Consider the following 18,878-nt stretch of genomic DNA (forward strand, 5'->3'; position numbering starts at 1 on the left):
TATTTTACTTGCACCGTACAAGGGGTTTATCTACTATTAAACTGCTTTAAGGAGGGTAATGAATGAAGGGTTTTGAATATCTTCAATTAGAATTGGATGCGATGAAAAAGGAAGGAACATTCCGTCAGCTGGTACCGCTAGAATCAGAGCAGGGATCAAAGGTAATTGTTAAAGGAAAGGAAGTCATCCAGCTTTCTTCCAATAATTATCTTGGACTTACCTCTCATCCGCGGTTAAGACAGGCAGCACTTGATGCCGTGGAGAAATATGGTGCAGGGACTGGATCGGTTCGAACGATTGCCGGGACGTTTACTATGCATAATGAATTGGAACGTAAATTGGCAGAATTTAAGCACACAGAGGCTGCACTCGTCTTCCAATCAGGCTTTACAACAAACCAGGGAGTTCTGTCAGCCATTTTGTCAACTGAAGATGTGGTCATTTCCGATGAGCTCAATCATGCTTCTATAATCGATGGCATAAGACTTACAAAGGCTGCTAGAAAGGTATATAAACACGTAGATATGATCGACCTTGAAAAAGCTCTTATCGAAACACAGTCATTTAGAAAACGCTTAATTGTTACGGACGGAATTTTCTCTATGGATGGCAATATCGCTCCGCTGCCTGAAATAGTGGAGCTGGCTGAAAAATACGACGCTCTTATCATGGTAGATGATGCACATGCATCGGGAGTTTTAGGCAAAAACGGGCGCGGCACTGTAAACCATTTCGGCCTTGATGGCCGGGTCCATATTCAGGTGGGTACGCTTAGTAAGGCGATTGGAGTCCTTGGCGGATACGTCGCCAGCACAAAGTCTCTGGTAGATTACTTGATTCATAAAGGCAGGCCATTCTTATTCAGTACCTCCCATCCGCCAGCAGTCACAATGGCTTGCATGGAATCGATTGATGTATTGATAGAGGAATCGGAATTAATCGATCGGCTATGGGAGAACACGAATTTTTTTAAAAACGGCCTGAAACAGCTTGGGTTTAAAACTGGTATCAGTGAAACACCTATTACCCCTGTTTTAGTAGGTGATGAGGCACTGGCCCATCAATTTTCAGATAAACTGTTAGAATACGGTGTTTTTGCACAAGGAATCGCATTCCCAACAGTAGCAAAAGGTCTGGCAAGGGTAAGGACCATTGTTACAGCCCAGCATTCGCAAGAAGAACTTCAAGAGGCATTAAGAGCTTTTGAAAAAGCCGGAACAGCTCTCGGGATAATTTAATAGAAAAATGCAGCCTTGCCGTATGAAGGCAAGGCTTTGATTGCCATCGCTGACTGTCTCCTATATGCCAGTGTTCATGTTCACTCACACACAGAAAAACAGATCATCCCCCTGCATTTTCCCGCCAAATTCGAAAATACATGCCGTACCAGGATATTATTCATCAAAAATGTAATTCACCAATCTTTGCAGACCGCAATATGAACCTGAAAAAATCCGCTGAAAAATTATTATGAACCTTTTATAACAATTATCCATGCAATAGGGGGAAGTATTGTACTATAACTCTAAAACCTTTATACTATGATAATGTGTATATCTAGATTTTAAGTGCTATAAAGCATCTTGAAAGAATATTTTTTCAGCAGAAAACCGGCTGAGTTACAGTCCTATTTTGTTGAAAAATGCATGTAATAAAGATGGGAAATGATTATACTTTCCAAAAGCAAAATTCCTATCATGATGAAAGGGGATACCCATGAACGAAAAACAAAGGTTAGAGTCTCAAAACGTGCAAACTGAAAATCCAGCGGACAAAAAATCCGAAAAGGATTACAGTAAGTACTTCCAGGGTGTCTATGTGCCTCCTTCCTTACAGGATGCCAAAAAACGAGGAAAAGAAGAAGTTCAATACCATAAAGATTTTGCGATTCCTGATGAATTTCGGGGAATGGGAGAAGGACGCAAATTCCTGATCCGCACGTACGGATGCCAGATGAACGAGCATGATACCGAAGTAATGGCAGGGATTTTTATGGCATTAGGCTATACCCATACTGAAAATGTAGAGGATGCGAATGTAATCCTGTTAAATACGTGCGCAATCAGGGAGAATGCTGAGAACAAGGTTTTTGGAGAGCTTGGACACTTAAAGGCTCTTAAGAGAGAAAAGCCTGATTTACTTCTTGGAGTTTGCGGCTGTATGTCACAGGAAGAATCAGTTGTAAACAGGATCTTGCAAAAGCATCCATTTGTTGACATGATCTTCGGAACTCACAATATCCACCGTTTGCCAAACCTATTAAATGAAGCTTATCTTTCTAAGGAAATGGTAATTGAGGTTTGGTCAAAGGAAGGAGATGTAATTGAAAACCTTCCAAAGGTGAGAAAAGGCAATACGAAGGCTTGGGTTAACATCATGTATGGCTGTGACAAGTTCTGTACGTATTGTATTGTTCCTTATACACGCGGAAAGGAACGGAGCCGCCGTCTTGAGGATATTATCCAAGAGGTGCGCCATTTAGCTGCCCAGGGTTATAAGGAAGTAACATTGCTCGGCCAAAATGTAAACGCATATGGAAAAGACTTGGAAAATATCAAGTATGGTCTTGGCGATTTAATGGAGGAAATAAGCAAAATTGATATTCCTCGCATTCGCTTTACGACAAGCCATCCGCGCGACTTTGACGATCATTTGATTGAGATCCTTGCCAAAGGCGGCAACCTGATGGATCATATCCACCTTCCAGTTCAATCTGGAAGCACGGATGTTTTAAAAATCATGGCCCGCAAATATTCGCGTGAACAGTATCTTGAGCTGGTCAGTAAAATAAAGACTGCAATTCCGAATGTCTCATTGACTACAGATATTATCGTTGGCTATCCAAACGAAACGGATGAGCAATTTGAAGAAACAATGTCCCTTTATCGTGAAGTAGGCTTTGATACGGCTTACACTTATATCTATTCACCAAGGGAAGGCACTCCAGCTGCAAAAATGGAAGACAATGTTCCAATGGAAGTGAAGAAAGAGCGTTTACAGCGTCTAAATTCATTGGTCAATGAAATGTCCGCTCAAAAAATGCTTGCATTGCAAGGGCAAATCGTCGAGGTGCTTGTTGAGGGTGAAAGCAAGAAAAACCCTGACGTGTTAGCAGGTTATACTACAAAAAATAAGCTTGTAAACTTTAGAGGACCTAAATCCGTGATTGGCCAAATTGTTAAGGTGAAAATCACCGATGCAAAAACTTGGTCATTAAACGGGGAAATGGTAACTGAAGCCGAAAGCGTAGAGGTGATATAGAATGGCGAAATATACTAAAGATGATATCCTGGCTAAGGCGGCTGACCTGGCAAAAATGATCGCAGAAACAGAGGAAGTTGAATTCTTTAAGCGTGCGGAAGAACAGATCAATGAAAACCAAAAAGTACGTGAAATGATTGCAAGCCTGAAAAGCCTGCAAAAACAAGCAATAAACTTCCAGCATTACGGGAAAGAAAAGGCGTATGCTCAGGTTCAGGGGAAAATTGAAGTCATTGAAAAAGAAATTGACGCAATTCCTGTAGTTCAGGAGTTTAAGCAATCTCAGGTTGATGTAAACGACTTGCTGCAAATGGTAGCATCACAGGTTTCCAACACGGTCACAGACCTTATTATTGAATCAACAGACGGTGACGTCCTTCAAGGTGAAACCGGTTCAAAAGTTCGTGCATCTGCAGGCTCAAAAAGCTGTTCATAATTAAATGAGAGTAAAACCCTTGCCAGGCTTAGCTGTGGCAAGGGTTTTATTTTTTGCCATGCAGGAGCACATATTTGCCCTTTACCACAGTTTCGATTAACTCGAAGGGATTCGTAAAATTAACCTCTTTTTTCGTTTAATTGCCCTTTGTTTTCACTAAATTCATAAAGTGCTAGCAGCATAATTTTCTCTCCAATTCCTTTTACCTTTATATGTCTTTCTCCGTAATTTAATACATTTGTGTTTAAATCAGCTCTTTTTTTGCACAAGCTTACCGCTGATATACTCTCCCTCCGAGTTAATAACCGACATTAGGTTTGTATCAATCAAGAGAGCTGTCTTAAAATTCTGAGACCGGGAAACAAAAATAAACCAGACACTTTTTTGTGCCCAGTGAATACTGTAAGCTGTGTGGATTTATAAAATCGGGGAGGAACCAAATATGAATCAGCCTAAAACATTGGCATGGCATGAAACACTGGAACTGCATGAATTAGTTGCGCTTCAGTCTACTTTTTTATACAAACTGAAAAAGAATGTAAAAATGATCCAAGAAGAAGAGTTAAGAGCACTTTATATAATTTCGATTCAAGCGCTTGAAAGAAATATTAAAGAATTAATTATGTTTTATCCGGCTGCTCCAGGAATGAAAGATCTTCGCATATCTGAAGAAGAAGTGTTTTTAGCAAGCGATTTATTAGGAACGGCAAAAGTGGCAGTAAGAAACTATGCAATCGCCATTACCGAAACGGCAACTCCAATTCTTCGGGAAGTACTGACAAGACATCTTGTTGCGGCAATTAAATGGCATGAGCAAGTATTTCTTTATACCTACAAAAAAGGAATCTACCCGTCTTATGATCTGCAGCAGCTGCTAATGAATGATTTAAAATTGGCAAATGCAGCATTAGCAGAAGATTATTAAAATCCTCGCATTAAGACCAATTTATGCTAATCTCCAATTCATCTGGAAACGGCGGAGAAATGTCCTAACCCTACTGCCACAGGGCATTCGCATATTATCAGGAGTTTGGTGGCAGAAAATAGGCTGGAAACTAGGGTAGAATCAAGCTTAAATATACGCACACTAGACATTTAACACGCATAGGATGAATTGAAACTGAATGAGGAGGGTTCGCTAGCATGTCACAATATAGAGAAATTATCAGTAAAGCGGTGGTTGCGAAGGGGCGCAAATACACAAAGTCCACGCATACCATTACCCCGGCTCATCATCCTTCCAGTATACTTGGCTGTTGGATCATTAACCACAAGTACGAGGCGAATAAAGTCGATAGGAAAGTTGAGGTTAGCGGCGGTTACGATATCAACGTTTGGTATTCATATAACAATAATACAAAAACTGAAGTCGTAACAGAAAAAGTTAATTACAGAGACGTAATTAAGCTTAATTACCGTGATCCTGACTGCTTTGACGACAATGATGTAATCGCCAGAGTCATTCAGCAGCCAAATTGTATTGAAGCCAGCATCTCGCCATGCGGCAGAAAGATTGACGTCCAAGTGGAGAGAGAGTTCTTTGTCGAAGTAATCGGAGAAACAAAGATCTGTGTTTCTATTAAGCCGGGCGGCTGCGACAATGACGATTGGGGCTACGATTTAGATGATGAGCTTGATGATTTAAATCCTGACTTTATGGAATCAGCCGACAATCATTAATAAAATGAACTAGGAAGACGTCTTCCTAGTTTTTTCATTGTTTCAAGGCTGGAAATTCCCTTATTCTATTGCCAAAAAACAATAGTGTTAATGCTTATTCAGCCGATTTTCTATTGTGGTATAATGGAATCTGTATATCACAGGATAGAAATAGTATACTATTTTTGCTTAGAAAGGTTTTGGGTTGCATGGCTACATACACGCCTATGATACAGCAATACTTGCGAATAAAGGCTGAATACCAGGATGCCTTTTTATTTTTCAGGCTTGGAGACTTTTATGAAATGTTCTTTGACGATGCATTAAAAGCATCTCAGGAACTTGAAATTACCTTAACTAGCCGTGAAGGTGGCGGTGAAGATAAAATACCAATGTGCGGTGTTCCATACCATTCAGCCGCAAATTATATTGATACACTTGTTGAACGCGGCTATAAGGTGGCGATCTGCGAGCAGACGGAAGACCCGAAGCAGGCCAAGGGTGTTGTTAGACGGGAAGTAGTCCAGCTTATCACTCCCGGGACAAAAATGGATGGAAAGACTCTAGATGAAAAAGAAAACAATTTCATAGCTTCCGTAACCGATTTCGGTGATGGCAGCTTCGGATTTGCCTATACAGACCTATCGACAGGTGAAAATAAGGCAACTATTTTAAATAGCTCCTTTTCAGATCTATACAATGAACTGGCGATACTTGGGGCTAAGGAGGCAGTAGTGTCTAGCGGCTTTCCTGCCTCTTGGCAAAAAGACCTTAAAGAGCGCGGGCTGGCCGTTTCCCTTGAAGATTCCGAAGAGGAATTGATTTCATTCACAGAGCTTCTGGCTGACCTGAATGAAAAGAAACATCGGATATCAATGTCCAGGCTGCTGCACTATTTGTTCAGGACCCAGAAGCGTAACCTGGATCATCTGCAGCCTGTTACCATCTATGAAACAAAACAATTTTTGAAAATCGATTTCTATTCAAAACGGAATCTTGAATTGACAGAAACTATCCGCGCGAAAGGTAAAAAAGGCTCACTGCTCTGGCTAATGGACGAAACGAAAACGGCAATGGGAGGAAGACTTCTAAAGCAGTGGATCGACAGGCCGCTGATCGATAAAAATCAGATTGAACGACGGCAGGAGCTTGTTGAAACAATGATTCAGCACTTTTTTGAAAGGCAGGATCTGCGTGAACAGTTAAAAAATGTTTACGACTTGGAAAGGCTGGCGGGCAGGGTTGCTTTTGGCAATGTAAACGCCAGAGATCTAATTCAGCTGAAGAGTTCGCTGCAGCAGGTTCCCGCCATAAAGCAAACGGTTGCTTCAATGGGGCAAGAACAGGCTCGGAAAATCTCGGACATTCTTGATCCATGCGGAGAGATCACAGACCTGCTTGAACAGGCATTACAGGACAACCCGCCAATTTCTATAAAAGAGGGCAACCTGATCCGTGATGGGTATAATGAAGAGCTTGACCGGTACCGGGATGCAAGCAGGAACGGAAAAACATGGATTGCCAGCCTGGAACGGCAGGAGCGGGAAAGGACCGGGATCAAATCCCTTAAAATAGGTTATAACCGGATATTTGGATACTATATCGAAGTGAGCCGGGCGAATCTGCATCTGCTTGAAGAAGGCAGGTATGAACGGAAACAGACGCTGACAAATGCTGAGCGGTTTGTCACACCAGAGCTTAAAGAAAAAGAAACACTGATCCTTCAGGCCGAAGAAAAGATTGCGGACCTGGAATATGACCTTTTTATCCAGGTTAGGGAAACGGTGAAGGAATATATCCCGAGGCTCCAAAAGCTAGCCAAAGCTGTGAGCGAATTGGATGTTCTCCAATGCTTTGCCGCTGTCAGCGAGGAGCGGCATTACGTAAAGCCGGTTTTCTCTGAAGAAAGAAAGCTTATAATAAAAGATGGCCGCCATCCGGTTGTGGAAAAAGTGCTGCGAACCCAGGAATACGTACCTAATGACTGTTATATGAACCCAGAGCGGGAGCTGCTGCTTATTACTGGGCCGAATATGTCCGGGAAAAGTACCTTCATGCGTCAGGTTGCCCTCACTGCAATCCTGGCACAAATGGGCTGCTTTGTTCCTGCCGCTGAAGCAGTTTTACCGATATTTGATAAGGTCTTCACAAGGATTGGTGCTGCCGATGACCTGATATCAGGGCAAAGCACGTTTATGGTTGAAATGCTTGAGGCAAGAAACGCCATCGCCAATGCAACAGCGAACAGTCTGATATTATTTGATGAAATTGGCCGTGGTACGTCTACCTATGATGGTATGGCTCTGGCCCAGGCAATTATCGAATATATCCATGATAACATCAGAGCGAAAACGTTATTTTCAACCCATTATCATGAATTGACACCGCTGTCCGATCAGCTCACTTCATTAGAGAATGTTCATGTAAGCGCGGTTGAGCAAAATGGCAAGGTAGTCTTTTTGCATAAAATTAAAGAAGGCTCTGCCGACAAGAGCTACGGAATTCATGTTGCCCAACTTGCCGAACTGCCTGATGAGCTGATTAAACGAGCAAATGAAATCCTCTCCAGTCTGGAAAAAGGGGCTGATACCCCGATAATTCCAATTAAGAAAGAGATTGATAACAAACAAGCAGATGCGGCCAATCTAAATGAATCTGCTTTGGAAGCACAGCTATCCTTTTTCGGAGTTCAGGAGAAGCCTCAGAAAACTGAGTTAACCTCCAAAGAGAAGAAACTGATTGAGCAAATTAAATCCCTTGAAATTTTGGAAATGACTCCATTAGAGGCCATAAATTCTTTATATAAGCTTCAAAAATTATTAAAATAACAATCTTCCCGAATTTTTGTGAGGTGATCGAATGGCGAAGATTATTCAGCTTGATGAGATGCTCGCAAACAAGATTGCAGCTGGTGAAGTGGTTGAGCGCCCTGCTTCTGTTGTAAAAGAACTTGTTGAGAACGCTATTGATGCAGGCAGCTCGGTAATAGAGATCCATGTAGAGGAAGCCGGACTTGCGATGATCCGGATTCTTGATAATGGCAACGGAATAGCCGCAGAGGATGTTCCTACAGCTTTTAAGCGGCACGCAACCAGTAAAATAAAAGATGAAAATGACCTGTTCCGGATCCGTACGCTAGGTTTCAGGGGTGAAGCCCTCCCAAGTATTGCATCCGTCTCCCGGCTCGAAATAAAAACATCCACAGGTGAGGAAGCCGGAACTAGGCTGGTTATTGAAGGTGGTATAATCAAAGTTCATGAACCTGGGCCAAGCAGAAGAGGTACTGATATCACAGTATCGGATTTGTTTTATAATACGCCGGCCAGGCTGAAATATATGAAAACCATTCATACAGAGTTAGGGAATATTTCGGATGTCGTCAACCGCTTGGCGCTCGCTAACCCGGGCGTTTCCCTGACACTTATTCATAATGGGAAAAGGCTTTTAAAGACAAACGGCAGTGGTGACGTTTTGCAGGTACTGGCCGCCATTTACGGCTATAGTATGGCAAAGAAAATGGTTCCGATCCAGGAAGACTCGCTTGATTATCGGATTAGCGGCTATGTAACTCTCCCTGAGTTGACACGGGCCTCCCGCAATTATATATCGCTAATGGTAAACGGCCGCTTCATTAAAAGCTATCCGCTTGCCAACGCTATAATGGAGGGTTTCCATACCCTTCTACCGGTAGGGCGTTATCCAATCGCTCTAATTTCGATTGAAATGGATCCGATATTAGTAGATGTAAATGTTCATCCTTCTAAAATGGAAGTAAGGCTAAGTAAAGAGGCAGAATGCGCACAGATTATCACTTCTGCAATAAAACAGGCCTTTAAGTCGGTCCAGCTTATACCTAGCGGCCCAATCACACCAAAGGCTGAACGGCCAAAATCGGAACAAGCGGCTTTTGAGCTGGATCATCTTCCCGCTGAGGATAAAAATAGTAACTCAGCTAGAGCAGATAGCAGTGTTTATGAATCACCTTCAACAGAGACAACAAGTCAGGCTTCGAAACGGATTGCATTCGATAGTCCAGCGGAATCCAGTTGGTCAGTCGATAGTACTAAATTAGTGCAGCCATCACAAAGCATTCCGGATCAGATGCCTGTCGGTGCAGAATTAGAAGAAGATTACAACGCAAATGATGGTTCAGAACTGGAAGCAGATTACAGCCCAAATGATTTTACAGAAGCTGATACTGATTCCAAAATACACGAAGCAGTTCCAAAAGCTTATGAGCAACCGGCATCTTCTTCAAGGGTTCCTGTTTTATATCCTATCGGCCAAATGCATGGCACATATATTCTTGCACAGAATTCGGACGGGCTATATATAATTGACCAGCATGCCGCACAGGAACGGATTAAATATGAGTTTTTTGCAGAGAAATTAGGCAAAGTTGAAAATGAATTGCAAGAAATGCTTGTGCCTATAACTCTCGAATTTTCCCAGGATGAGTGTCTTAAAATTGAAGAGTACCGCCATGAATTGGAACGGGTTGGAGTGTTTCTTGAGGAGTTCGGCCATCTTTCATATATTGTCAGGTCACACCCGCAATGGTTTCCTAAAGGTGAAGAACAGAAAGTACTTGAGGAAATGATCGAGCAGCTGCTTTTGATGAAGAAAGTGGATATCAGGAGGCTTAGGGAAGAGGCGGCTATACTGATGAGCTGTAAAGGGTCAATCAAAGCTAATCGTCACCTCCGTAATGATGAAATCCAATCATTGCTGGACGAGCTCCGTCAAACGTCTGATCCCTTCACATGCCCGCATGGAAGGCCGATCATCATTCACTACTCAACCTATGACATGGAGAAGATGTTTAAACGCGTAATGTAGCGCGGTATAATTATGTTTGCCCTTAAACACTTTAGTGAGACTCTAGCCTTTGGTTGTTTTGTTTCGTATAATGGGCGAATTAACTGCACCACTTCTCGCAGTATGATTGCGTGTGTACAAAAATCTATGGGGAGAAAATGTGGTGCAGTTTTGCTTGTTTTGGATAACAAAATCCATTGTTTTTTTATTAACTCTGTTATCATCAATTTCCTTTCCGTGTGGCTGATCACATGGTGTCCCTGCTTTTTATCCACTATTGTAATTCATTTTGTTCTTTGAACGTTTATTTATTAATGAATACATAAAGTATTAAGTGCTGATTCGCAAATTTGTTCGCTTTGAATAAAGGTGGGCTGCTTTAATGAACAGTGTTTTTCCATTTCATCGTCTGTAATTTGTACTATTTGTGCGTTGCTTCAATTATTAAAAAATTGGTCCTCCCAGGATAGGCAGATGGATAAAGTGGCTGGGAGGAAATAAGCTTCCGAAGATTAACAATAGAAAGCTGGCAATATTACAAGCTCAAAAATTCTCAGCATATTTAACTTTAATTGAAGCTACTTCACCACAATCTTTGCAAAAGGTTAATATTAAAGGAGAACCTACAGAACACAGGTTTTCAATAGGGGTGACGCTTATATTGTCGTTACTCAGTTTTCCTTTTGTAAAGGAATGGCCGCCACAGGCTTTGCAAATTAGCTGCTGTCTCATAGTATTGTTATCACCTCTGATAATTATAAATCACCATGGCTGTAGAACACATCGAATATAGGTAAATAATCCTATTTAATAGGTATTTTATCATACATTAAGTTTAAATTCGATAAACTTGTCTTGTTTGAAAAGATTATTAATTCCCTAGAACCCTTTCACAAGCTCAAATGCATAATCAGGTATTTATCCTTACTAATCACTCACTTAGAATATACATTTTATGTTTAATGAAATGGTTTTATCCTACACAGAAAACAAGGAATAGTTAGTATTGTGTAGCAAAAATAAATCAGTAATTTATCCTATATTGGCCATCATAATTTTTACTAAGCTGAAGCAAAAACTTTGTAATCTCCATTTATTTTTGATAGAACCAAAGTATGGAAAAATGGAAGGGCGAACTATAGAACAAATAAATTCCTTTCTACATAGCCTTCTTTTTTAAGTCAGTTGATGAGCCCTGAAATAAAGTACCATGGTATAGAACGAGAATTTGTTATGAATAATGAAACAATGGCTTAGCCTAGGTTAAAAAAATGGAAAAGATATTTCCCTATGGTGAATAGAATCCAAGGTTTTCGCCTAGAATGGATAGATGTTTGAGCTGTATCTAAAAAAGTATGGTAAGATAGGAAAAAAATAGTTAGGCAGTGAGTGGCTTGAATCTTGAAAAAGAAAAGTTGTTGGTAATCATCGGGCCTACCGCGGTCGGAAAAACAAAGCTAAGTGTAGAGCTTGCAAAGCGATTCAACGGTGAGATCATCAGCGGGGATTCCATGCAGGTATATAAACGGATGGATATTGGAACTGCGAAAATATCCGTTTCGGAAATGGATGGCATCCCACATCATTTGATTGATATTAAAGAGCCGGATGAACCTTTTAATGCTAATGAGTTCCAGCGGTTGGCAACTAAATTCATCAAGGATATACATAAACGAGGCAGGCTTCCCATCATTGCTGGCGGCACGGGGCTATATATTCAGTCCGTTCTTCATCAGTATCAATTTTCTGAAGCCCCAGGTGATCCGGAGTACCGCACGGAACTTGAACAGCTTGCCGGCAAGCAAGGGAATGAAGCGGTCCATGCTCTGCTCCACAAAGTTGATCCCGAAAGTGCAGCCCGCATACATCCCAATAATGTGAGGCGAGTAATAAGAGCCTTAGAAATTTTCCATAGTACCGATAAGACCATGAGTGAGCAATTGATAGACCAGCCTCTTGAAAGAAACTACGATTCCTTGATTGTAGGGCTTACTATGGAACGTGAGCTTCTCTATTCGAGAATTAACAAGAGGGTAGATCTGATGATGGAGCAGGGTCTTCTTCAAGAAGTAAAGTCGCTTTTTGAATTGGGGCTAAAGGAATGCCAATCTATCCAGGCAATTGGCTACAAAGAAATTTATGCGTATCTTGAAGGGAAAATAACGCTGGAAGAAGCGGTAGAGCAGCTGAAGCAGAACTCACGCCGCTATGCGAAGCGCCAGCTGACTTGGTTCCGGAATAAAATGGATGTATCATGGTTCGATATGAGCGACCTGCGAGAATTTGAAAAAAAATTTAATGAAATATCCGTTTATATTGCAGGAAAGCTTGCAATAAAGGCGAATAGATAAATTTAGAGATAATAGAGGAGGAAACGAACAAATGAAACAATCTGTAAACATCCAGGATCAATTTTTAAACCAATTACGTAAAGACTCTATCTATGTAACCGTATTTTTATTAAACGGCTTTCAAATAAGAGGGCAGATTAAAGGTTTTGATAATTTCACCGTCCTGTTTGAATCAGAGGGCAAGCAGCAATTAGTTTTTAAGCATGCGATTTCTACCTTCGCGCCGCAGCGGAATGTTCAAATCGATTTTGAAGCAAAAGAATAGGAAATCTCATGATAACAGGCGGTTTTGACTGCCTGTTTTTTTTATTGCAATAAGTTTTCGTGAAGAAGGGATTTTTTAATTTTTGCAAATTAGAATAATGACCGTGCGACTGCTTGAATACATTTAAGAAGAGGAATATTTCTTGGGAAAGCGCAGGAAATGACATCCTTGACATAAATTTTGTTGAAACAGATGGTATTGTGTCTAACTTGCGTAAAAAATATCGAATCGTGTATATAATTGTGCCAGAAATGATCATTGTCTATCCTGCCTTCATGAGCCTGAAGCAGGTATCCTTATTACGAACCCGACCATCACAAGCATACCGTTTGGGAATTGAGAGGTGAAAGCTTTGGAAGAGCCTTTCCGCATGAAGAATAACGGGCAGATTAATATTGTACTGAATGGCCAGAAGAGGAAAACAATTAAAAAAGACCCGCCGGTAAAGGATATTGTCGTAAGGGAAATACCCGTCCAGCATATGGCTCTAAAAGAAATTGAAGAAGAGCTAGGCAGTCTGGTCGGGATGGAAGAAATGAAGAAAATGATAAAAGAAATTTACGCCTGGATTTATGTAAACAAAAAAAGAGAAGAAAAAGGCTTGAAAGCTGGACGACAGGCCCTGCACATGATGTTTAAAGGAAATCCCGGCACCGGGAAAACGACTGTTGCCAGGCTGATCGGAAAATTGTTCATGAAAATGAATGTACTTTCAAAGGGACATTTGATAGAAGCAGAGCGGGCTGACCTGGTTGGGGAGTACATTGGTCATACCGCACAAAAAACCAGGGACTTAATAAAAAAAGCGATTGGCGGAATCCTGTTCATTGATGAGGCCTATTCACTTGGCAGAGGCGGTGAAAAGGATTTTGGAAAAGAAGCGATAGATACGCTTGTAAAACACATGGAAGACCGTCAGCATGAATTTATTTTAATCCTGGCAGGTTATTCAAGGGAAATGGATTATTTTTTAACACTAAACCCCGGCCTGCATTCACGTTTCCCAATCGTAGTGGATTTCCCTGATTATACTATCCAGCAGCTTCTTGAAATTGCACACCGGATGCTGGATGAACGAGAATATTCGTTAAGCAGGGACGCCGAGCGCAAGCTGCGTGAGCATCTTACGTATTTAAAAACAGTTTTAAGCCCTTTATCTTTTTCTAATGGCCGCTATATCCGTAACCTGATAGAAAAATCTATACGGACTCAGGCAATGAGGCTGCTCTTGGAAGATACGTATGAAAAAAGTGATTTAATGACTCTGCGCAGCCAGGATTTGATGTTTGATGAAAATGAGGATGAAGAATGACAAAGGATCAGGGTTCCGCTTTAAACAGCGGGCCCTGTTTGTTTATTTTTGTGGTTATGGCTTTCATTAGTGGTCCTTCCATTATTATGATAAAATAATTAGAATGGCCGGTGTAAAAATAACCGCCGCAGAACAGTGAAACCAATTTTAAGAAGATTTTATTAGAGTAATATTACAATAATGAAGTTAATGAAGAACTTTTAATGATAATGCAAGTTAAGGAGGGGATGTAAAGTGGATCAGAGGAATGAAAAAGAAAAAGTAATTTTGGTCGGCTGCCAAACAAATGAGGATGATCAGAGGTTCCGCTACTCATTGGATGAACTGTCTTCCTTAACAAATACAGCAAATGGCCAGGTTTTAATAACGTTAACTCAAAAGCGCGACCGAATCCATCCGTCAACATATATTGGAAAAGGTAAAGTAGAGGAATTGCAAGCGCTGGAGGAAGAGCTGGATCCGGATATCGTGATCTTTAATGACGAGTTGTCACCAAGCCAGATCCGAAATCTGTCTCAAGTTTTAAACGCCAGGGTTATCGACCGAACACAATTGATACTTGATATATTTGCGGGCCGCGCCCGTTCCAAGGAAGGTAAATTGCAGGTTGAACTGGCACAGCTTCAATATTTATTGCCGCGGCTCGCTGGCCAGGGTACAGCACTATCACGGCTTGGTGCCGGAATCGGTACAAGGGGTCCAGGTGAAACAAAGCTGGAGAGTGACCGGCGCCATATACGCAGAAGAATCGATGAAATTAAAACGCAGCTAGACGTAGTAGTCAAACACCGTGAACGATATCGGGAAAGACGAAAGCGCAATAAAACGTTTCAGGCTGCACTTGTCGGCTATACGAATGCAGGGAAATCAACGCTATTCAACAGGCTCACTGAAGCAGGTTCTTTTGAAGAGAATCTGTTGTTTGCAACACTGGATCCAATGACACGGAAAGCTGTGCTTCCGAGCGGGTTTACAGCTTTGCTTACTGATACCGTAGGGTTTATACAGGATTTGCCTACTACCCTAATCGCCGCCTTTCGTTCCACCTTGGAAGAGGTTAAGGAAGCTGACTTGCTCCTTCATGTTGTAGATTCATCCAATCCGGATTATTTCAACCATCAACAAACAGTAGATCGGCTATTGGAAGACCTGGAAGTAAACGATATCCCGCAATTAGTAATTTATAATAAAAGTGATTGTAAGCATGCGGACTTCGTACCTTCATCAACGGAGGCATCTATTTTAATCAGTGCCCGTTCAGAGGCAGATATCGATAAGGTGCTTACCCATATGGAGGAGAAGGTTATCGCTGAAATGGAAGCTTATCATGTGCTGCTTCCTTCAAGTGAGGGAAAGCTGCTTTCCCAATTAAAAAATGAAACAATTTTACGTACGCTTGTGTTCGATGAGGATAGAGAACAGTACGAGTGTAAAGGTTATGCCATGCATGACCATCCTTTAACAGGCCAGCTGGAGAAATTTTCAAAATAAAGAGGGGACAGTAGGATGTATCAGCAATTAAAAAACGGCGTGGCCTTAAAAAACCTCGCCAATAAGATAGAAGAAAAGCTTGCTAATCTGCACCGGGAAGTGGATGAACGAATTGAAACCAATCAATTCAGTGTCCTCAAAAGCTTCCAGCGCCATCAAGTGAGTGATTCCCATTTTATACCTACAACAGGATATGGTTACGATGATAGCGGCCGGGATACCCTTGAATCAATATATGCCGATGTGTTTGGCGGTGAAGCAGGGCTTGTCAGGCCGCAGATTATCTCTGGAACGCATGCCATTTCAATATCATTGTTTGGGCTTTTACGGCCAGGAGATGAATTGTTATACATAACAGGCAAGCCGTATGACACACTCGAGGAAATTGTCGGTATTAGGGGCAGCGGTGTCGGTTCTTTGAAGGAATTCAACATTGGCTATCGGTCCGTTTCGCTGACTTCTGAGGGACGTGTGGATTTTGAAGAAGTTAAGAATTCCATTAACGAAAATACTAAAATGATAGGGATTCAAAGATCAAAGGGCTATGCTACTCGACCTTCTTATACAATATCAGAAATAAAGGAAATGATTGATTTTGTTAAAGGGATTAAACCCGATGTAGTTGTTTTTGTTGATAATTGTTACGGGGAATTTGTAGAAGAGCTTGAGCCGTGCCATGTAGGTGCAGACTTAATGGCGGGCTCCCTTATTAAAAACCCAGGGGGAGGGCTTGCTAAAACAGGCGGATATATCGTAGGCAAAAAAGAATATGTGGAAGCTTGCTCTTACAGATTAACATCGCCAGGAATTGGTGCCGAAGCCGGTGCTTCCCTTTACAGCCTCCAAGAAATGTACCAAGGCTTTTTTCTTGCTCCCCATATCGTGGGACAGGCTTTAAAAGGAGCGATGTTTACCTCAGCGTTTTTAACGGAACTCGGGATGAATACAAACCCTGAGTGGGACGCAAAAAGGACTGACCTGATACAATCAGTGCAATTTGATGACCGGGACAAGATGGTTTCCTTTTGCCAAGCTATTCAATTTGCTTCCCCAGTAAATTCGCATGTTACTCCTTATGCAAGCTATATGCCTGGCTATGAAGATGATGTTATTATGGCGGCAGGAACCTTTATTCAGGGGGCAAGCATCGAACTCACTGCAGATGGTCCGACAAGGCCGCCGTATGTTGCTTATGTCCAAGGCGGTCTTACCTATTCACATGTTAAAATTGCTGTTTTAACGGCGGTTGATTCCTTAATTGAAAAGGGATTACTCAATATGTAAGCAAGACCCATAAACCGGGTCTTTTTTTAACAAAAAAGTCGTGTAATAAATTCTAACATTTGTTTGACATGAAAACTGACATAGAATATAATAACATTAAGTTCAAACAAAAGAGGAGGATGCAAGGATGAGCGGCAGCAATATAAGACGCTCGATGCCACTGTTTCCTATCGGAATTGTCATGCAGCTGACAGAGCTTTCTGCCCGACAGATCCGGTATTACGAAGAGCATCAATTAATACATCCTGCCAGAACAGAGGGTAATCGTCGGCTGTTTTCACTAATCGACATTGACCGGCTTCTGGAAATTAAAGACCTGCTTGAACAAGGTGTCAACCTCGCAGGCATTAAGAAGATACTAGAAGTAAACAAAGAACAAGAAGCAGTAAACACTATTATAAGTGAGCAAGTTGAAAAAGCTGTACGCCCTGAATTAAGCGATAGTGAGCTTCGTAAGCTCCTTCGTGCAGAAATGATGCACAGCGGAAAGAATCGCACCTCGCTTCGACAGGGAGATATGTCACGCTTTTTCCATTAAAAAATAAATAAGATATATTGAATATTAGGGAGGACTTGAATCATGGCAAAGTACACACGCGAAGACATTACACGTTTGGCGAAGGAAGAAAATGTAAAATATATCCGCCTTCAATTCACGGATATTCTTGGGACTATTAAAAACGTTGAAATTCCTGTGAGCCAGCTTGGCAAAGCTTTAGACAACAAAATGATGTTTGACGGTTCTTCCATCGAAGGCTTCGTCCGCATTGAGGAGTCTGATATGTACCTATATCCAGATTTAGACACATGGGTGGTTTTCCCTTGGACTTCCGAAAAAGGCAAGGTAGCCCGTCTGATCTGCGATATTTATAATACAGATGGTACACCTTTTGAAGGTGACCCGCGTACCAACCTAAAGCGTATCCTAAATGAAATGAAAGAACTTGGCTTTACAAACTTTAATTTGGGGCCAGAACCGGAATTTTTCCTTTTCAAGCTTGATGAAAAAGGCGAACCAACTCTTGAGCTTAACGATAAAGGCGGATACTTTGACCTTGCTCCGACTGACTTGGGTGAAAACTGCCGCCGCGATATCGTTCTTGAGCTGGAAGAAATGGGCTTTGAAATTGAAGCTTCCCACCACGAAGTAGCACCTGGACAGCATGAAATTGACTTCAAATATGCTGATGCAATCACTGCTTGTGACCATATTCAAACGTTTAAGCTTGTGGTAAAAACAATCGCACGTAAGCATGGCCTTCACGCAACTTTCATGCCAAAGCCATTGTTTGGTGTAAATGGTTCCGGAATGCACTGCAACGTATCTCTATTCAAAGGCAATGAAAATGCATTTTATGACACTGAAGGCGAACTTGAGCTTAGCGAAACAGCACACCAGTTTATCGCCGGTATCCTTAAGCATGCACCAAGCTTCACTGCTGTAACTAACCCGACTGTTAACTCTTACAAGCGCCTGGTTCCTGGTTATGAAGCACCATGTTATGTTGCATGGTCTGCACGCAACCGCAGCCCGCTAATCCGTATTCCGGCTTCACGTGGTGTAAGTACACGTGTTGAAGTCCGCAGCGTAGACCCGGCTGCCAACCCATACCTGGCAGTAGCCGTCATTTTGCAAGCCGGACTTAATGGGATCAAAAACAAATTGACTCCACCGCCAGCAGTTGACCGCAACATCTATGTCATGAATAAAGAAGAGCGCGAGGAAGCGGGAATCATAGACCTTCCAGCTACTCTGGCTGCTGCCCTGGATAAACTGAAGGCTGACGAAGTCATCACTGCAGCGCTGGGAAGCCACTTGCTTGAACACTTTGTCGAAGCAAAAGAAATCGAGTGGGATATGTTCCGCACACAAGTTCACCCTTGGGAACGCGAACAGTATATGACAATGTATTAATTGATACAACCCTTGATACCATTGGTATTGAGGGTTTTTCATTGTGCGCCCGGCATGGGTGCAGTCTATAGGGTGTGAGTCCCGAG

Annotated in this window: 14 protein-coding genes; all 14 read left to right on the forward strand. The window is 41.8% G+C overall.

The window, feature by feature from the left end; genetic code table 11:
- Window positions 1–62 precede the first annotated feature (62 nt).
- The 14 genes from D0469_RS02315 (at window position 63) to glnA (ending at window position 18,792) form a co-directional block, all read left to right on the forward strand.
- The gene (locus D0469_RS02315; RefSeq protein ID WP_117325046.1) at window positions 63–1,238 is read left to right on the forward strand and encodes a glycine C-acetyltransferase; all 1,176 of its coding nucleotides are present in this window, start codon (window positions 63–65) and stop codon (window positions 1,236–1,238) included.
- Window positions 1,239–1,716: 478 nt separating this feature from the next.
- Window positions 1,717–3,261: a tRNA (N6-isopentenyl adenosine(37)-C2)-methylthiotransferase MiaB gene (gene miaB, locus D0469_RS02320; protein ID WP_117325047.1), complete on the forward strand. Its 1,545-nt coding sequence runs from the start codon at window positions 1,717–1,719 to the stop codon at window positions 3,259–3,261.
- Between the two features lies 1 nt (window position 3,262).
- Entirely contained in the window at window positions 3,263–3,697 is a 435-nt protein-coding gene (locus D0469_RS02325) for a RicAFT regulatory complex protein RicA family protein (protein ID WP_117325048.1), read from the forward strand.
- Between the two features lie 442 nt (window positions 3,698–4,139).
- Entirely contained in the window at window positions 4,140–4,622 is a 483-nt protein-coding gene (locus D0469_RS02330) for a spore coat protein (RefSeq protein ID WP_117325049.1), read from the forward strand.
- 218 nt (window positions 4,623–4,840) lie between these two features.
- Window positions 4,841–5,377, forward strand: coding sequence for an outer spore coat protein CotE (locus D0469_RS02335; RefSeq protein WP_117325050.1), 537 nt, complete (start codon window positions 4,841–4,843; stop codon window positions 5,375–5,377).
- Between the two features lie 188 nt (window positions 5,378–5,565).
- Window positions 5,566–8,184 (forward strand): DNA mismatch repair protein MutS, encoded by a 2,619-nt coding sequence (gene mutS / locus D0469_RS02340; protein ID WP_117325051.1) that lies wholly within the window; start codon window positions 5,566–5,568, stop codon window positions 8,182–8,184.
- Between the two features lie 31 nt (window positions 8,185–8,215).
- Complete coding sequence (mutL, locus tag D0469_RS02345; protein ID WP_117325052.1) at window positions 8,216–10,195, forward strand: DNA mismatch repair endonuclease MutL; 1,980 nt, start codon at window positions 8,216–8,218, stop codon at window positions 10,193–10,195.
- A 1,373-nt stretch (window positions 10,196–11,568) separates the two neighbouring features.
- Window positions 11,569–12,525, forward strand: coding sequence for a tRNA (adenosine(37)-N6)-dimethylallyltransferase MiaA (miaA, locus tag D0469_RS02355; RefSeq protein WP_117325054.1), 957 nt, complete (start codon window positions 11,569–11,571; stop codon window positions 12,523–12,525).
- Between the two features lie 31 nt (window positions 12,526–12,556).
- A complete protein-coding gene (gene hfq, locus D0469_RS02360) occupies window positions 12,557–12,790 on the forward strand; it encodes an RNA chaperone Hfq (protein ID WP_117325055.1) in 234 nt (77 codons plus the stop codon).
- 352 nt (window positions 12,791–13,142) lie between these two features.
- Entirely contained in the window at window positions 13,143–14,102 is a 960-nt protein-coding gene (spoVK, locus tag D0469_RS02365) for a stage V sporulation protein K (RefSeq protein WP_117325056.1), read from the forward strand.
- A 234-nt stretch (window positions 14,103–14,336) separates the two neighbouring features.
- Window positions 14,337–15,593, forward strand: a complete 1,257-nt coding sequence (hflX, locus tag D0469_RS02370) for a GTPase HflX (protein WP_117325057.1) — start codon at window positions 14,337–14,339, stop codon at window positions 15,591–15,593.
- Between the two features lie 15 nt (window positions 15,594–15,608).
- Window positions 15,609–16,877, forward strand: a complete 1,269-nt coding sequence (locus D0469_RS02375; RefSeq protein ID WP_117325058.1) for a methionine gamma-lyase family protein — start codon at window positions 15,609–15,611, stop codon at window positions 16,875–16,877.
- A gap of 127 nt (window positions 16,878–17,004) precedes the next feature.
- Window positions 17,005–17,415, forward strand: a complete 411-nt coding sequence (locus D0469_RS02380) for a MerR family transcriptional regulator (RefSeq protein ID WP_117325059.1) — start codon at window positions 17,005–17,007, stop codon at window positions 17,413–17,415.
- Window positions 17,416–17,457: 42 nt separating this feature from the next.
- Window positions 17,458–18,792: a type I glutamate--ammonia ligase gene (gene glnA / locus D0469_RS02385; protein ID WP_117325060.1), complete on the forward strand. Its 1,335-nt coding sequence runs from the start codon at window positions 17,458–17,460 to the stop codon at window positions 18,790–18,792.
- The last annotated feature ends 86 nt before the right edge of the window (window positions 18,793–18,878 follow it).

This window comes from Peribacillus saganii (assembly GCF_003429095.1).
Classification (GTDB): Bacteria; Bacillota; Bacilli; order Bacillales; family DSM-1321; genus Peribacillus; species Peribacillus saganii.

What these genes read in the sequence shown, in the direction of transcription:
- D0469_RS02315 (WP_117325046.1), top strand. Translation starts at nt 63, where the DNA reads ATGAAGGGTTTTGAATATCTTCAATTAGAATTGGATGCGATGAAAAAG.
- miaB (WP_117325047.1), top strand. Translation starts at nt 1,717, where the DNA reads ATGAACGAAAAACAAAGGTTAGAGTCTCAAAACGTGCAAACTGAAAAT.
- D0469_RS02325 (WP_117325048.1), top strand. Translation starts at nt 3,263, where the DNA reads ATGGCGAAATATACTAAAGATGATATCCTGGCTAAGGCGGCTGACCTG.
- D0469_RS02330 (WP_117325049.1), top strand. Translation starts at nt 4,140, where the DNA reads ATGAATCAGCCTAAAACATTGGCATGGCATGAAACACTGGAACTGCAT.
- D0469_RS02335 (WP_117325050.1), top strand. Translation starts at nt 4,841, where the DNA reads ATGTCACAATATAGAGAAATTATCAGTAAAGCGGTGGTTGCGAAGGGG.
- mutS (WP_117325051.1), top strand. Translation starts at nt 5,566, where the DNA reads ATGGCTACATACACGCCTATGATACAGCAATACTTGCGAATAAAGGCT.
- mutL (WP_117325052.1), top strand. Translation starts at nt 8,216, where the DNA reads ATGGCGAAGATTATTCAGCTTGATGAGATGCTCGCAAACAAGATTGCA.
- hfq (WP_117325055.1), top strand. Translation starts at nt 12,557, where the DNA reads ATGAAACAATCTGTAAACATCCAGGATCAATTTTTAAACCAATTACGT.
- D0469_RS02375 (WP_117325058.1), top strand. Translation starts at nt 15,609, where the DNA reads ATGTATCAGCAATTAAAAAACGGCGTGGCCTTAAAAAACCTCGCCAAT.
- D0469_RS02380 (WP_117325059.1), top strand. Translation starts at nt 17,005, where the DNA reads ATGAGCGGCAGCAATATAAGACGCTCGATGCCACTGTTTCCTATCGGA.
- glnA (WP_117325060.1), top strand. Translation starts at nt 17,458, where the DNA reads ATGGCAAAGTACACACGCGAAGACATTACACGTTTGGCGAAGGAAGAA.